We start from the raw sequence: 16,378 nt of genomic DNA, 5'->3' as shown, positions 1-16,378 counted from the left end.
GGTTAAATGCATGTTTTTCATTTACGGTAACGCTTCACATACAATTGTCAATACTGTAACTATTTTACCTTAGCTTGCATTTGTTCGCCAGATTTTTATTTAACCTGGGGCAACATTCCGTTAGGTAATAGTTGCCAGACGTATCCGGGGTATTTCATTTTACCCGCCAAAGCACCGGCTTCATCGCCATAACCCCAGAAATAATCTACTCTTACTGCACCGTTAATGGCACTGCCGGTATCCTGCGCCATCATTAACCGGTTTAAACCAAAACCATTAGCGGGATGGGTAGTAGCAACAAATAAAGGGGCACCCAGATTCATAAAGTGGCTGTCGACAGCAGCAGAATATCCTTTGGTAAGGGGTACACCCAATGCACCGGTTGGTCCGCTGGCCGGCTCTGCAGATGCGCGAAAAAAGACATAGCTTGGATTTTGCCCTAAGACTTCAGCCAATTGCTGCGGATGTTGCTGTAGCCAGGCTTTAATACCCTGCATTGAGGTTTGTGCAAGTGGCAGATAGCCTTTGTTAGCCATATATTTTCCAATTGATACATAAGGGTAGTCATTTTTATCAGCAAAACTGAGGCGCAGCATCCGGCCGTCAGGTGTTCTTAACTGCCCTGACCCCTGTACATGCAGAAAAAATAATTCTACTGGATCATTAGCATAACCCAGAACAGGGGCTTTGCCATTAAGTGCGCCTGCATTAATCTGGGCACGGGTGTAATACGGAATCAATTGGTTACCACTGATGCGGCCTTTTAGTGCCCGTGTTTTCTCATTCAAGGGAAAGGAAGCCAGATTAGCAGTGTAATCTCCGTTAGGTGTAATGACGCCGCTATTTGCTCCGGTAAGTCGGATACGTATAACACCCTGACGCTGTCCGGCATTTAGCGGAACGACGATAAAATCGCTGGGAATACCATAAATAGGAAAGCGCGCCTGTGCAGTCTGTCTGGTATCGCCCGGCAGCATTGGTTCATAGTAGCCGGTTACAGTACCGGCCAGCTGTCCGTTCTGGCTGACTTCCCATGGCGTGAAATAAGTTTCAAAAAATACTCTGGCATGCTGGTTATGTCTGGATGTACGTGCTGCCTGCTGACATACTGGCTGCCAGGCTGGCTGCATTTGCAGTTTGCTGCAACTGGTTTTGAATGCATCCAGACTATCAACAAATGACTGAATCGGCCATTGTGGTAATTCCTGATAAGAAACAGCCCGATAGCTGACACCAGCTTTCCCTGGGGTAAAGACATAATTCCGGGGTAATGGTTTACCCGGTGTTACTGAACCGGTTTCGCCCGGAAGAATTTTATCTGTAGGTTTACGGACATGAGGACAGGCACTCAGAAATAAAACACAGAAGCACAGCATCCAGCAGCGAATTAGGCTGAATTTCTTTGATGGCAAGATTTTTGACATTTTTTAATAGGAATTGAAATCGATACAGATAATATAAACTCTATTTTTACACCATTATGACAGTCCGTCACGCTTTTAAACAATGAACTATTGAATAACTGATTTTAGGCAGTGATATTTGGCGTTGTATAAACTGAATGTAAACACTCTGTTACAATAGCGTTTTTTTAATCAATTCAAATATTCTCCACATTATGAGTAAACCCGCCCTCACACCGATGATGACGCAATACCTGTCTATTAAGGCTGAACATCAGGACAAATTACTGTTTTACCGGATGGGGGATTTCTATGAACTGTTTCTGGAAGATGCCGTTGAAGCAGCCCGTCTGCTGGATATAACGCTGACTACTCGCGGACAGATTAACGGAGAACCGGTCAGAATGGCCGGTGTACCTTATCATGCAGCCGAACAATATCTGGCAAAGCTGGTAAAACTGGGTAAAAGTGTAGCTATTTGTGAACAAACGGGTGAAGTGGGGGCAAATAAGGGACCGGTAGAACGGCAGGTTGTACGTATTGTTACACCGGGTACGGTGACTGATACGGCATTACTTGAAGATAAAGAGACCAACCGTATTGCGGCCGTTTCTTTATTGAAAAAACAGCTTGGCATAGCGTGGCTTTCGCTGCAAAGCGGAGAATTCAGATGCAAAATCATTACTCCTGAAGCATTGCCTAATGAGCTGGCACGTTTGCAGGCTGCAGAAATACTGCTTTCTGATCAGACTCAGGAAAAATTGAATCTTAGTGGCTATGACCGGCAACTAACCCGGTTACACGCATGGCAATTTGCTGCTGATACCGGTGCCCGTATGATTGAGCGTTATTTTGGCAGTCAGGACTTACGTGCTTTCGGTTTACAACCGGGAATACATGATGCAGCAATCGGTGCTGCGGGTGCTTTGCTGAACTATGTGCAGCAAACCCAAATGCAGTTACCTAAACATTTAGACAGCCTGTCACTGGAACAGGAATCTGCTTATATTGGTATGGATGCGGCAACCCGCCGCAATCTGGAACTAACTCAGACTTTAAGCGGTTTAAAAGCACCGACACTATTTTCTGTTTTAGACCAGTGTGCAACTCATATGGGCAGCCGTCTGTTGGCACAATGGTTACATCAGCCATTGCGTCAGCGTCAGCAAATTATAGCCCGGCAACAGGCCGTTGCAGAGTTAGCCTCTCAGCAGGCACAGGTAACATCCATGCTAAATCAGGTAGCTGATATTGAACGTATTGCCGCACGAATTGCTATTGGCAGTGCCCGTCCTCGTGATTTATCTGCTTTACGGGATAGTTTGACCATTCTGGCAGAATTTCGTTTAGAAGAATCCGGCCAGAGTAGCAGCCTGATACTAACTCTGCTGGAACAGTTTCCACCTGCCGCACCTATTGCCGAACAGTTAAATATGGCGATTATGCCTGAACCGTCGATATGGTTGCGCGACGGTGGGGTGATTAATGATGGCTTTGATGCGGAACTGGATGAATTACGCCGTTTACAGAATCATGCGGATGAGTTTTTGCTGCAATTGGAAAACCGGGAACGGGAACGCACAGGTTTATCCAGTTTGAAAGTTGAATTCAATCGTGTGCATGGTTTTTATATTGAATTGAGCAAAGTACAGTCCGAACAGGCTCCGGCAGACTATCAGCGACGCCAGACTCTGAAAAATGCAGAACGTTATATCACGCCTGAATTAAAGGATTTCGAAGAAAAAGTATTAAGTGCACAGCAAAATGCACTGGAACGGGAAAAACAGATATATGACAAGCTGTTGCTGCAATTACAAAGTGAACTGCCGGTATTACAGCGTTGTGCCCGTGCGGCAGCCAGTCTGGATGTATTAAATACACTGGCCAGATATGCATGCACCGAACATTACTGTTTTCCGGAATTGGTAAACTATCCATGTTTACAAATTAAAAATGGCTGTCATCCGGTAGTGGCTGCGCAAGTTAAACAGTTTACCGCCAATGATACGCGTCTTGATGAAAAACGGCGCCTGATGCTCTTAACCGGTCCGAATATGGGGGGTAAATCTACTTATATGCGACAAGTAGCCTTAATTGTGTTACTGGCGCATATCGGTGCTCCGGTACCTGCAGACAGCTGTACACTGGGAGAATTTGACCAGATATTTACCCGTATTGGTGCTTCGGATGATCTGGCAGGTAACCGCTCTACCTTTATGGTAGAAATGTCGGAAACGGCTTATATTCTGCATCATGCAACGGAACAATCGCTGGTATTAATGGATGAAGTTGGCCGTGGCACATCCACCTTTGATGGTCTGGCTCTGGCGCAGGCCATTGCAGAACATTTACTGCAAAGAAATCGCAGTTATACTCTTTTTGCTACCCATTATTTTGAGTTAACCCGCTTACCTGAGCAGCATGCACACGCATTCAATATGCATCTTGCGGCTTTGGAACAAGGACAGGATATTGTTTTTCTGCATCATATTGAATCCGGCCCGGCAAGTAAAAGTTATGGGATAGCAGTAGCGAAACTGGCCGGCCTGCCGGCGCGGGCACTAAATGCCGCCTACCGCCATTTACAAATACTTGAACAGCATGCAGCTTCCGAACAGCCGCAACTGGATATGTTTCAGGCTCAGGCAGCAGACAGCGAAGAAGAAACCATGATGGATACCGATATTAATCATGTTGCTATATCGGCAATTCCTGCTGATTTATGCGCTCAGCTAAATGCACTAAAGCCTGATGAACTGACACCTAAAGCAGCACTGGCAGCTATTTATGATCTGGTGAACTGCTGGCAAAATCATCAGTCATCATAAAAAATGCATAGAAAATCGGTTTTTTAGTTGACATAAGGCTGATTATCCGTATAATAGCTCCCTTACCAGACGCGGGGTGGAGCAGCACGGTAGCTCGTCGGGCTCATAACCCGAAGGTCGTAGGTTCGAATCCTGCCCCCGCATCCAGATTTCTAAAATGTCCTGTTTAAAACAGGACATTTTGTTTTATCCATTCTCTGAACATCATTTCATTATTTTAAAAATAGATATTTCTGGTTTTCGATTGCCGATTTTACTTATTTATTTTTATTAGTCGTTGCGATTTATCTTAATTATCCATTTCATAACAAGCTGATTGATACAACCAGATTCAATATCTGACTAATAAATGTAAAGCGACAATATCAAAAATGCAGGTTTAATGGCTTTGAACATATAAAGGCAGAAAAGATATGCAAAATCTTTCTGTACTGAGAATATTTTCAGATATCGAAAAATATCTTAATTAGGCATATCAATCACATATTAACCTGTAAAGTTAACAATATTATTTTCACATGCATCACTGCACGGTATATATATTTATTAAATCTTTCAAAGTCTCAGTAATATTGGTTATCGGTTCAAAGCTTCCATGATTAATATCAGATATCCGTAAAACTTTAGATTAATTATATGAGACTCGACACGGAAACACTGGAATATAAACAGCAATGTTATGTTCTGATGAGCTCGGTAATCAGAAATTACATTAAAAATTAATTTTCAACCAGTTTATTTACTCTGCCTGAATACTGGATTAACTTTAATTACTTAGGTAAGATAAAAATGAAGTAAGTAATCCGAAAATCCCGTGCGTTTTCTGGAATATTTAAAGGGTGATTAATGTATAAATTCAACGGATTTACGCAGGCTGGACTCAATTTTTTACAAGATATCCGGATTAATAATAGTAAGCCGTGGTTTGATAAGCATCGTTCAATTTATGACCATGAATTGATACAGCCATTTCGGGCACTGGTTGAACAGTTAACCCCTGAAATGTTGAAAATCGACAAAGAATTTGAAACTCGCCCGGCTATTGGTAAAACGATATCACGTATTCATCGTGATACCCGTTTCTCAAAAGATAAATCTCTTTATCGCAGCCGATTATGGCTGACATTTAAACGTCCAAGCCGCGACTGGAAAGAGGCACCTGCCTATTTTTTTGAAATTAGTCCCGATACTTATCGATATGGGCTTGGTTATTATCGTGCACCCAAACAAACCATGGATATTTTCCGTGAAGAAATACTGAATAAACCAGAAGTGTTTTTAAAAGTGATGAGGTGTGTGAAGAAACCGTTTGAGCTTGTTGGTGATAGTTATAAACGTCCTTTAATTAAAGAGCAGGATAAAAAGATTGCAACATGGTACAACCGGAAAAGTATTGCTGTAATGGCAACCAGTCATCATATCGAAGATATATTTGACAGGGATTTACCAAATAAACTGACCCAAGGCTTTAAACAGTTATTACCACTTTATGATTTTTTAATGGATGTAGAATTCATTAAAAATATTTCCAAGTTATAAATATTCTCATCAATATAAAATGATTTTTATTATTTCCCGTTATAGCTTTTAATTTCTGAGACAATATAGCTATAGGGCTTCTTATAATTATTAGTTATGAATTCTATATTTTCGGCAAGAATACCTTGTAGATCTCTGCTCAGAACATCACGCACTAACATTCGGGTTACCCAATATTGGTGTTTATACTTGTTAAAGTATAATTTTTGCCACTGCTCCAATTCCTGATGATTCAAAAATTAGACATAGTTGGTCAAAGCAAATTCGGGATTTATTTCTTCATTATAGGTAAACCAGATGTGTATTTCATTTTCTGCTATCTTTATAAAGTTTTCTACTTAACAGAGGTCTCAATAAAAATCAAAGTGGTTTATACATATGGTAATTTATCAGTACCTGATTTTCTCTGGATATTTTGTTAGCCCGCTTTATTATAAAACCCCATTTTTTGAAAATTGGCATGGCCACTCTTGAAGCATCTACACTTAATTGTGAAAGCTTTTTCTGGTGTGCCAAGCCAAGCACATGGTCATAGAGTTTTCTGGCTATGCCACGTTTTTGAAAGTCAGGGTGCACGTAAAAACAGTCTATGTAACCATCATTTTTAAGTTCAATAAACCCCGCAAGGCGTGAGCCAAAGATAGCCATCCAAGGCTGAGTGTTATCTAAACGTTTTAACCACATCTGATAATCTGGTGGTGTTGGGCACCATGCTTCTTGCTCTGCTTTGCTATAAATATCGGTATCAATAGCATGAATAGTCGAATGAAACAAATCGCATATTTCAGTAGCATAGAGTGGAGAGTATGGTTTTACTTCGATTTCAGATGCAGCATTACCCAACTTGTTTTCTATTTTCATTATGATTTGTTCCAGCAAGACTTTGCACTTCATTATCACCAACATTGATATGTTATCGCATATTTGCTGAGAAATTCATTATCACTGCAAAATACTGGGTATTGCTGCCGGTAACAGCCAGCTAAGAATCAGAAAAATTTTTTATCTCAATACGATGCCACATGATAAATGGCATAAAATTTACAAACTAAGTTTAATCAAACTAGTTTCCGCTACTTTTTTGCACATCTGGATAAACCCAAAGCTTATTATCATGCACTTCTGCCAGAAAAACATCATCCAGTTTTTCTCCTAACCGGTTCAGCTCATTTTCCAGCCATTTTTCGTCATGCCCCAGAGATTTTAAACTTGGGTAATTCACTACTCCATTTTCTACTACAACAACGGCCATGGAGGGATCACCTTTTTTTACTACGGTCATCTGACCATTATATTCAAACCAGACATCACTGAGCGCTTCCAGACTGTTGTAGCCACGCTGATGCAGTAACATAATAAAATCACGGATAGACAGTTTTGCTTTACGAAAATTCTGTGAAAGCACGATTCCATTTTCCATTAAGCGTATAGAGGTACCGTCAACAAAATCTTTAGCAATATTGCGCTTAAATGTGGTGTAACGTACCAGTAACAGTAATCCTGCCCAAAAAATGGAAGCACTCATAAGTAGGGTAATACTTATGGACGGATTATATAGCGGACCGCCAATAATTGCCCCTAAAACCACGTTACCTACCTGATCAATAGCAGAAATGGGCGCCAGAGACCCTTTACCGGATAAGTTGATGTACACTAACAGAATACAAAATGCGACCAGCATTTTGAAAATGATATTGAGATAGATGGGATTCATTAACGGTTCCTTTTAAACAATAATAACCGCAGCTTCAGATAAATAAACATAAATTATTGATTTTAATAAATGTATCATGAAATCAATAAAAGATATTATTCTGAATATCGCTCAATATCCTAAAGTAATTAATATTTATAATATTAGAAACACAATAATAAAATATATATTTATTATCAATGGTTTATATTGTAATTTTAAGGTAAATTTCAATGTTTAATTTGTTTAAAATTATGTAATTAATTAAGAATGCTTTTGGTTGAAATTTGGTCTTGATAAGGCAATATTGTTTTTGGCTGGATTATTTTAGTTATATTTTTATCGTTCTTGCCAGATATTTTCAGACGAAGGTTTTAAAAATTTGAATTCTGATGCGGAGAAAACCAGATTTAGTTACCCGCATCAGGTTATATAACGGCACTGATAAGATTACCAATAGCTATCATCGCATTAAAGCAGCTAAGAATTTACGGAAAAGTTTTCATTATCTGTTAATGTAACAAATGCTATCTAAATACAACTAATTTTTTATATCTTTGACTTATTGAAGTAATTAATGTTTTTATTTGCTCATCTATATCAGTAAAAAGATAGAAATTATGTAAACGCGGATAGTGTTTGATAAATATATTGCCTTTTTGGGTTCCGGCCGGGCATAAATTAAACGCTAATGTATTCGACGTTAAAATAATACTCATAAAATCATCCCAATAAAAAATACCTTCCATGTCAACAGATTTGATTAAGATTCCTTCTTCAAAAAACACATAATGATATTCAGCAGGCCAGTTAATTTCTTGGTATAATTTTTTTAATCTTCTGATTTCACGAATTATTCCGACAATTTGTGCTATAGATATCAGTAAAAATATAATCACGAGTATCTGAATAGATTCTATAACTGTTCTAGGTATTGCATTTTCCTCTAAAAAAAATTTTTGCAAATAAAAACATGCAATATCGATGATATAAATAATTACGCCGCTAAAAAAAATTTTTTTAGGAAAATATATTTTAAATATCTCCCGGGATATTTGAGGCGCCGGTGATTGATTTTCTTCTAATTTAATATTCTTGGTAAATAAATATGTTGCCGTATCAGGATCGAAAGCAACATAAGGTTCTAATATATATTTTTTCATTATGACATTTAATTAATTATGTAAATTAATTTATTTTATCAAAAACCAGATTTATTTATATGATATATGTCAATATTCACTTTTTTTGTAAATTTATTCTAAACGGATACTCGGTAGATTAATGTTGAAAATAAAACAGGCAACTATGAAGATATCTGGTTGCCTGCTTACCACTACAAAGCTTTGAAATCCATGCCGGTAAATATTCGTACCGGATTGCCACGGACTATCTGATGATGGTGTTTATGATGAACCGCCTTATTTCTTGCCTGCAATTGCTGTTCCTGCTGTAACAGCTTATGCTGGAGCAACAGTACAGCTAGTTTTTTATTAGCATGCTGGCTGCGCTCTGATTGCACTTTAACACTAATACCGCTGGCTGTATGTGTTGCTCTGACAGCTGATTCTGTTTTATTAACGTGCTGTCCGCCTGCTCCGGATGAACGCATGGTTTCAAACACAATTTCATCAGAGTACTGCTGAACAACTGGATTAAAACAACTTGCTCCGATAAACCAGTTTTTTCGTTTGTGCTGCGGACGATAAGGGCTGATACAAATCCATTGAATAGTACCCTGCCACATATCAGCCAGTGCGCTGGCCTGAGTACCCTCTAAACTTACCAGTACCGAATGCAGTCCGTGTTTAGCCGGTTCCTGTTCCAGAACTTGTACTTCAACCTGTTTCTGTTTAGCTTCATATTGTAAACGTGCTAATGCTTTGACAACGGCAAGACAACATTCAGCTGGTCCGTAAGCAGCAGATAATTGCAAAAGTTGCATTATTTCTTCTCCGCCTGAACTTTATAAGTAATCACTGGTTTAAGGCGTGCTACCGGTCTGATTAGCTGAGCCTGAACCATGGCTGCGATTACACTTTCAATTGATTTATATGCCTGAGGGGCTTCTTCATATAACAGTTCACGATCACAGCAGATTACTCTGCTGCCATGTGCTGTACGGTTTAACTGTTCTGCTGTATAGCGTTCTGCCAGCCTGCCCTTACAGGCAGAGCGCTGCCATTTACGCCCTGCACCGTGTGCCAGTGAATATAGTGAGGAAACGGTCTCCAGTGGTTGTACCAGATAGCTGAAATCACCACGTGAACCGGGAATAATCACTAATCCCCTGTTGGCCGGCGCAGCACCTTTCCGGTGCAACCAGCCATACTCCTTATTGATTGTTACCGGTTCTATAAAGTTATGGCTGATATCCAGCAGTTTTTGCCCCTGCTCACGCAGGTTAGCCAGAATACGTCTGCCAATCAGCTCGCGGTTCTGCTGTGCATAATCCAGAGCCAGATTGTGTTGCATCAGATATTCTTTACCGGCAGGACTATCGGCGATTAATCCTTGATGCCCGTACTGGCGGGTATGTTTATCCAGAATCATGCCGCCCAGCCCGCGTGAACCGCTATGTACCATCAGTTGCAGGTGCTGTTTATCCAGTCCGGCCTCCCGGATAATTTCCGGTGCATAAACTGTCTCCAGCATTTGCAGTTCTGCAAAATGGTTACCGCTGCCAATGGTTCCTGAAGCATATGTATGATTATTTAATGGCAGAATTTCTGGCCATAACGCTGTACATTCTGTGATTGATAGCGGCTGGTCAATATTATCCAGACGCTTAATCAGCTTAGCCTGATTCATTGCCCGGATTTTGACTGTGGTTTGCCATAATGCCATTCCGCAGCCAATATCCCCGCCAATCAGTGCCGGATAAAGATATTGGGTAGTAAAAAAAGCTGCACCTACCGGATAACCGCGGCCGGGATGTAAATCCGGCATACCGGCAACGTATTTAATATCGGGAAGTTTTGCAGTTGTCTCTAGCTGCCGGATGGCTTCGCCCTCTAACCAGAGTTCTGGTGATGTTATCAGGGTAATATTGTCCGCCAGCTGCTGAATAGAATTGCCCATTCTGATCCATTCCAATTATTTTATTTGGTAATAAGCAAGCAATAGTCAGCCATGTTCATCATAAATGAACAGGATTTGCATGCTGAGTAATAAATTGGCAGGCCGCAGCCAAGGATCAGGATGTAATCAGCCCTGGATTGACCTGCAAGGGATAGGTAGTACAAACATAATTATTCCTTTCCGTTGCAATGTTGATAATTTGACAGAGTGGCGTACTGTAAATCAGGTTTTACAGGTAGTCAAAATAATCAGCGATTTTTATGTCAATGAGCTGATTATAATTAGTGTTCTGTAGTTATTTCACCACTAATACACTAATCCGGTACTTTTGACACAATTATTTTCAATTGAAAATAATAAAAATTAATCATTAATAATAATTCACACTCTGATATTAATCGGTAACCACGTTTCCTGCATTAATTTAAAAATCTGCACCGAGTTAAAATTTCCAGAACTGCTGCCCGTCAGCGGAACGGCAGTAGAAGCATAGTGATGGGGATTAACGATATTTATGGTCGCAGTAACTCAGGCAGGAATGGAACGGTAACGCCGCAATATATTGATGCCGTACAGAAATCATGTGCTCTGATAAGACAGTTTACCGGCACTGGTAGAGAATTTCAGGCTGAATGCTGAGTTTTTCAGCAATTTTCTATTTGTGCTGATACCTGTCTGAATATGTGCTGGATGTTTACTGCTGGTAATACTTCTAAATAAATAGTTAGTCGGACATAATATTCTCTGTTGGTGTGGCAGGCTTATGTTTACAATAACTGGTTAGATTGATAAATACAAAATGAGGAATTTTTATGGCACAGTTTTTTGCTATCCATCCCACTGATCCTCAGGAACGACTGATTAATCAAGCAGCAGATATTGTTCGTGGTGGCGGAGTGATTGTTTATCCGACGGATTCCTGTTATGCACTGGGCTGCCTGCCGGGCAATAAACAGGCAATGGAGCGAATTTTACGTATACGCGGCATTGATCAGAAACATCATCTAACCCTGATGTGTCATGATCTCAGCCAGCTGGGTGTTTATGCGCGTGTAGATAATAGCCAGTTCCGGCTGCTCAAAGCAGCAACGCCCGGAAGTTATACATTTATTTTGCAGGCCACCAAAGAAGTACCAGCACGTACTCTTCACCCTAAACGCAAAACCATCGGTTTACGTGTTCCAGACAATCGTATAGCTCTGGCTTTATTGCAGAATCTGAATGAACCCATGCTGTCATGCACACTGATGCTGCCTCATGATGATGAACCGTTAACTGACCCTTATGATATCCGGGATCAGCTCGAACATGAAGTGGATCTGGTGATAGACGGTGGCTGGTGCGGTACTGAGCCTACAACCGTCATTGATATGACCGAGGATATTACGCTGATACGGCAGGGTAAAGGGGATACTGCACTATTTGGTTTGTAAAATTTTCACTGGTATCATAACTGTTTTGATTTAGAATTTTCTATTTGTATTTTAAGGATTTTACTTTGCTGAAATTTGATCTGGCTTACTTACTTCTGGCAATCTTGCCGATTCTACTTGGGATTACCCTCCCGGAAGCAGTTTGTGGTTATATGGCACGCTTTTGCGGTGACCGTACAGCTGAAACGATGGGTCGGCTGAGTTTGAATCCGGCTAAATACATTGATATTGTCGGAACAATTATTATCCCGCTGGCAACCATGATTCTTTTGCCTGGCCATCTTATGGTTGGCTGGGCCAAACCAGTACCAATTGACCCGCGAAATTTTAAAAACAGACGTCAGGGAGAGCGTCTGGTAGCCATTGCCAGCCCCCTGGCTAACCTGCTCATGTGTCTGTGCTGGACCATTGTTGTGATTATCAGTCGGTGGGTGCCGGAATATTTTCAGGAACCACTGGCGATGATGGGAATCATAGGTGTCCGTGTTAATGTCATGTTCTGTTTTTTCAGTCTTCTGCCGATTCCTCCGCAACCGGGTGCACGCTTTATTGACAGTTTTCTGTCACCAAAAGCTTCGATGGAGTATCGTAAGCTGGAACCATATGGAACATGGATTATTCTGCTTCTGATTGTAAGCGGCATATTCTCGTTTATTTTGCGACCATTTCTTGAAATGATTACGTCACTGATGTTTTTAATAATTAATCTCTTCTGAGATCAGATGTAGTTTTCATTATTAGAAAATTCAATTGAAATATTTAATTCGGCAAGAATATTTTTATATTCTTGCCGAATTATACTGATTACATCAATTTAAAATTAATTCTGGTGAATAAATGATTGGCTCATTGATTTACCTGAAAATTATTTTCTCTGTCCCAGTGTTACTCTTTCCAGACCAGCCAGATCAGGCTGTGTGTGAATCTGACTGAAATTATTCTGCGCTAACATTGTGCGGACTGCTTCTCCCTGATCAAAGCCATGTTCCAGTAATAACCAGCCATCAGGACGCAGAAAATGTGCAGCGCCGGTAATAATGGTTTGAAATGCAGTCAGACCGTTGTGATTATCGGTGAGCGCATGCTGCGGTTCAAAGCGCAAATCCCCCCGCTGCAAGTGTTGATCATGTACGGCAATATAAGGAGGATTGGATACAATTACGTCCACACTGTTAACTGCCGGCTGCGGCTGAGCCTGATACCATGAACCTTGTCCGAAAGATACGTCTGCCTGCAGGGCAGCAGCATTGGTACGCGCAACTGCCAGTGCTTCTGCACTGATATCAGCTGCCCATACCTGTGCATCAGGACGTTCACAGGCTACGGTAATCGCAATGGCTCCGCTGCCTGTACCTAAATCCCACACAACTCCGTGCTCAGGTAAATGTGCTAAAACCGCTTCTACGAGATGTTCCGTTTCCGGCCGCGGAATCAGTACAGCTTCTGTAACTTGAAAACGCCTACTGTAAAATTCACGCCATCCGAGCAGATAGGCCAATGGCTCACCAGCCAGCCGCCGTTGTGCCAGTTGATTCAGTCTGGTCTGATCACTGCTGCTGATTAGCTGCTGACCATGGGCGATAATATAGCCATGACTGATATCCAGTACCTGCTGAAGCAGCATTCGTGCTTCCAGTCGCGGCAAACCGCAGTTGTGTAACCAGTTATCAAGAGTGATTGGCGTATCTGTATTCATTATCTATTCTTTAAGACAGGTTTATAACAAAAACAGGGTGGCCAGACCGAGAAAAATAAAAAAGCCGCCGGAATCTGTAACAGCAGTAATCAGCACACTGCTGCCAAGTGCCGGATCGCGGCCGGATTTTTGCATAATTACCGGTATCAGTACGCCGACCGTGGCAGCCAGTAACAGATTCAGTGTCATTGCAGCCACCATAACCAGACCAATACCTACGCTGTGATACAGGAAATAGGAAACAAGCCCCATCACAGAACCCCAGATAATACCATTTACAAGAGCAACACCCTCTTCTTTGCGCAGTAACCGCCATGCCTGACTGTTACTGATTTGTCCGGAGGTCATGGCGCGCACAATCATGGTAATGGTCTGATTACCGGAATTACCGCCAATACCGGCCACAATCGGCATCAGTGTTGCCAGCGCAACAATTTTTTCAATTGAGTTTTCAAACATACCAATTACACGGCTGGCAACAAAAGCCGTACACAAATTGACTGCCAGCCATATCCAGCGGTTTTTTACTGAATCCACTACCGGCGCAAACAGGTCTTCCTCTTCACGTAAACCGGCCATATTCAGCATATCGGTTTCTGATTCTTCACGAATCACATCCACCATTTCATCAACGGTAATACGTCCGATCAGTTTGCGGTTACTATCTACTACTGGTGCAGTGACCAGATCATAGCGCTCAAATGCCGCTGCTGCTTCTTCAGCATCGTCTTCAGGACGGAAGGTAACCACATCATCGGCCATAACTGTCGAGACCAGTAAATCCGGATCGGCAACCAGCAGACTGCGTATGGGTAAAACGCCTTGCAGAACATCGTAATTATCGACTACAAAGATTTTATCGGTATGGTCGGGCAAACGTTCAAAACGGCGTAAATAACGCAATACCACCTCACAGGTTACATCAGCCCGAATACTTACCAGCTCAAAATCCATCAGTGCGCCAACCTGATTGTCTTCAAATGACATTGCCGCAGTAATTTGTGCCCGCTCTTCTTCATCACGGCTGCTGATGGCTTCATAAACAACTTCTTTGGGCAAATCCGGAGCCAGCTCGGCCAGTTCGTCTGCATCCAGATTATCCACAGCGGCCAGCAGTTCCTGCTGTGCCATGCTTTCAATCAGGGTTTCACGTACTGGATCAGAAACCTCCAGTAATACCTCACCATCTTCAGTAGGTGTAGCCAGCTTCCACACCAGCATACGTTCCTGTAGCGGCAGCGACTCCAGCAGGGTAGCCATATCGGCAGGATGCAGCTCATGCAGAGCAGCAATCAGTTCAGTCAGTGCCTGTTCCTGCTCCGGTGTTTGCAGGTATGACTGAGTATGCGAATGGATATGCTCGGCAACCGGCAAAAGAATAGCAACCAGCTCACATATGTGATCGGTATCCAGATGCAGGCGTTCCAGTTCGCTGAGATTGCTATGGCTATCCATTGTATTGTTATCCTGTGTGTTGCACATCCAAACCGGAATGTTACCGCTGCAATGCCAGCAGTATATCCTGATAAAACAGCATTTTGCCTGTTATGATAAATTAAAGCCTGCTTGAGCAGGCTGTCTTTAATAATATTGTACACGGATTTTACCTGTTCGCGCCTCTCCTTCTTTGCGTTTATCACCACAAACTACATTGCTAAGCTGCATAATCAGTGTATTTCACGGTAAGGTTTATATATTCTCTGTCACAGAATAAGGTTGCTGATAACACCACATTGTTTTAATGTATAAATTACATTACTGCTGCAAATTATGATTAAATTCAGCAGGGGGAATAGCAATATGCTCAGAGAAAATTTCAATGAATTTCAGTATTTACTGACAATAGCCAAAGAGCGAAGTTTTACCAGAGCAGCCCGTCAACTGGGAATGACACAGTCTGCGCTCAGCCACGCGATTAAAGTTCTGGAGCAAAAACTGCAAACACGTTTACTGACCCGGACAACACGCAGTGTGGCGCCTACTGATATAGGTGAACAGATTATTGCTTATCTGGAACCACGATTAAATGAGCTTGAATTTACATTACAGAATCTGGTTGAACAAAATGGTACGGCCAGCGGCAATATTCGGCTGTCTGTTAGTGAACATGCGGCAAATACGGTACTCTGGCCAAAACTGAAACCATTTCTAAAAGAACATCCGAAAATTAATGTTGAGTTATTTATCGATAACCATTTTGTAGATATCGTGCAGGATGGTTTTGATGCCGGAGTACGCCTTGGAGAGAGCCTTGAACAAGACATGGTAGCCATTAAACTGAGCTCTGAAATACGTCTGGCCGTTGTGGCATCAGCAGATTATTTCAAGACTCACGATATACCGGCCACCCCATATGATTTACAGCATCATCAGTGTATCAATGTACGCTTACCCAGTGCCAACGCACTTTACCAGTGGGAGTTTGAAAAAGACGGCAAACCACTGCGCATTAAAGTAAACGGGCAACTCACTTTCAATCAGTTACCTGAGCGCATAGACGCCGTGTTATCGGGTTTTGGTATTGGCTACGTGCCCGAGGATATGGTCACAGCACTGGTGGCTTCCGGTCAGCTGGTACAAGTACTGAAAGAATGGTGCCCTGCTTTTCCGGGCTATTACCTCTATTATCCCAGCCGCAAACAGCACCCCCGTGCCTTTGCTATGATGATTGATGCTTTACGACTAGTTGAATAAGGGAAACCATA

General features: G+C 41.8%; 14 protein-coding genes and 1 tRNA gene. 7 read left to right on the top strand and 8 right to left on the bottom strand.

Annotated features, from left to right (window positions below; all coding sequences use genetic code 11):
• Positions 1-95 precede the first annotated feature (95 nt).
• Positions 96-1,424 carry a murein transglycosylase A gene (locus tag H3T75_RS06580; RefSeq protein WP_232339937.1) on the bottom strand — a complete coding sequence of 443 codons (1,329 nt, stop codon included), beginning with the start codon at positions 1,422-1,424 and terminating at the stop codon, positions 96-98.
• 194 nt (positions 1,425-1,618) lie between these two features.
• Here H3T75_RS06580 and mutS point away from each other — a divergent pair, with 194 nt between their 5' ends.
• The 3 genes from mutS to H3T75_RS06565 all read left to right on the top strand — a co-directional run bounded on the left by mutS (position 1,619) and on the right by H3T75_RS06565 (position 5,770).
• The gene (gene mutS / locus H3T75_RS06575) at positions 1,619-4,231 is read left to right on the top strand and encodes a DNA mismatch repair protein MutS (protein WP_198211350.1); all 2,613 of its coding nucleotides are present in this window, start codon (positions 1,619-1,621) and stop codon (positions 4,229-4,231) included.
• Between the two features lie 70 nt (positions 4,232-4,301).
• Positions 4,302-4,378: transfer RNA gene (locus H3T75_RS06570), tRNA-Met, on the top strand.
• A 699-nt stretch (positions 4,379-5,077) separates the two neighbouring features.
• On the top strand, positions 5,078-5,770 hold the full coding sequence (locus H3T75_RS06565) for a DUF2461 domain-containing protein (RefSeq protein WP_198211349.1): 693 nt from the start codon (positions 5,078-5,080) through the stop codon (positions 5,768-5,770).
• A gap of 360 nt (positions 5,771-6,130) precedes the next feature.
• On the opposite strand, the gene H3T75_RS06560 is transcribed toward H3T75_RS06565, so the two are convergent.
• The 5 genes from H3T75_RS06560 to H3T75_RS06540 form a co-directional block, all read right to left on the bottom strand.
• Positions 6,131-6,631: a GNAT family N-acetyltransferase gene (locus H3T75_RS06560; RefSeq protein ID WP_198211348.1), complete on the bottom strand. Its 501-nt coding sequence runs from the start codon at positions 6,629-6,631 to the stop codon at positions 6,131-6,133.
• A 202-nt stretch (positions 6,632-6,833) separates the two neighbouring features.
• Positions 6,834-7,484, bottom strand: coding sequence for a DUF421 domain-containing protein (locus H3T75_RS06555; RefSeq protein ID WP_025331730.1), 651 nt, complete (start codon positions 7,482-7,484; stop codon positions 6,834-6,836).
• 506 nt (positions 7,485-7,990) lie between these two features.
• Positions 7,991-8,626, bottom strand: coding sequence for a hypothetical protein (locus H3T75_RS06550; RefSeq protein ID WP_078475192.1), 636 nt, complete (start codon positions 8,624-8,626; stop codon positions 7,991-7,993).
• A 173-nt stretch (positions 8,627-8,799) separates the two neighbouring features.
• Positions 8,800-9,408: a peptide chain release factor H gene (gene prfH / locus H3T75_RS06545; protein ID WP_025331732.1), complete on the bottom strand. Its 609-nt coding sequence runs from the start codon at positions 9,406-9,408 to the stop codon at positions 8,800-8,802.
• A complete protein-coding gene (locus tag H3T75_RS06540) occupies positions 9,408-10,544 on the bottom strand; it encodes an RNA ligase RtcB family protein (protein WP_110414725.1) in 1,137 nt (378 codons plus the stop codon). Before H3T75_RS06540 ends, prfH begins: the two co-directional genes overlap by 1 nt.
• 495 nt (positions 10,545-11,039) lie before the next feature.
• Between H3T75_RS06540 and H3T75_RS06535 the strand changes: the two genes are divergently transcribed.
• From H3T75_RS06535 to H3T75_RS06525, 3 genes are all read left to right on the top strand, one after another.
• The gene (locus H3T75_RS06535; RefSeq protein ID WP_198211347.1) at positions 11,040-11,183 is read left to right on the top strand and encodes a hypothetical protein; all 144 of its coding nucleotides are present in this window, start codon (positions 11,040-11,042) and stop codon (positions 11,181-11,183) included.
• 173 nt (positions 11,184-11,356) lie between these two features.
• Positions 11,357-11,977 (top strand): L-threonylcarbamoyladenylate synthase, encoded by a 621-nt coding sequence (locus tag H3T75_RS06530; RefSeq protein WP_084551647.1) that lies wholly within the window; start codon positions 11,357-11,359, stop codon positions 11,975-11,977.
• Between the two features lie 65 nt (positions 11,978-12,042).
• A complete protein-coding gene (locus H3T75_RS06525; protein WP_198211346.1) occupies positions 12,043-12,693 on the top strand; it encodes a site-2 protease family protein in 651 nt (216 codons plus the stop codon).
• Between the two features lie 149 nt (positions 12,694-12,842).
• Here the strand turns inward: H3T75_RS06525 and prmC are convergent, their stop codons facing one another.
• Positions 12,843-13,655 (bottom strand): peptide chain release factor N(5)-glutamine methyltransferase, encoded by an 813-nt coding sequence (gene prmC, locus H3T75_RS06520; protein WP_370570083.1) that lies wholly within the window; start codon positions 13,653-13,655, stop codon positions 12,843-12,845.
• A 39-nt stretch (positions 13,656-13,694) separates the two neighbouring features.
• A complete protein-coding gene (mgtE, locus tag H3T75_RS06515) occupies positions 13,695-15,128 on the bottom strand; it encodes a magnesium transporter (RefSeq protein WP_025331738.1) in 1,434 nt (477 codons plus the stop codon).
• Between the two features lie 345 nt (positions 15,129-15,473).
• Here mgtE and H3T75_RS06510 point away from each other — a divergent pair, with 345 nt between their 5' ends.
• Positions 15,474-16,367 carry a LysR family transcriptional regulator gene (locus H3T75_RS06510; RefSeq protein ID WP_198211344.1) on the top strand — a complete coding sequence of 298 codons (894 nt, stop codon included), beginning with the start codon at positions 15,474-15,476 and terminating at the stop codon, positions 16,365-16,367.
• Positions 16,368-16,378: the final 11 nt, after the last annotated feature.

This window comes from Snodgrassella sp. W8135, from assembly GCF_016101225.1.
Taxonomy (GTDB): Bacteria; Pseudomonadota; Gammaproteobacteria; order Burkholderiales; family Neisseriaceae; genus Snodgrassella; species Snodgrassella alvi.
This window is presented reverse-complemented; position numbering and strand designations above follow the sequence as displayed.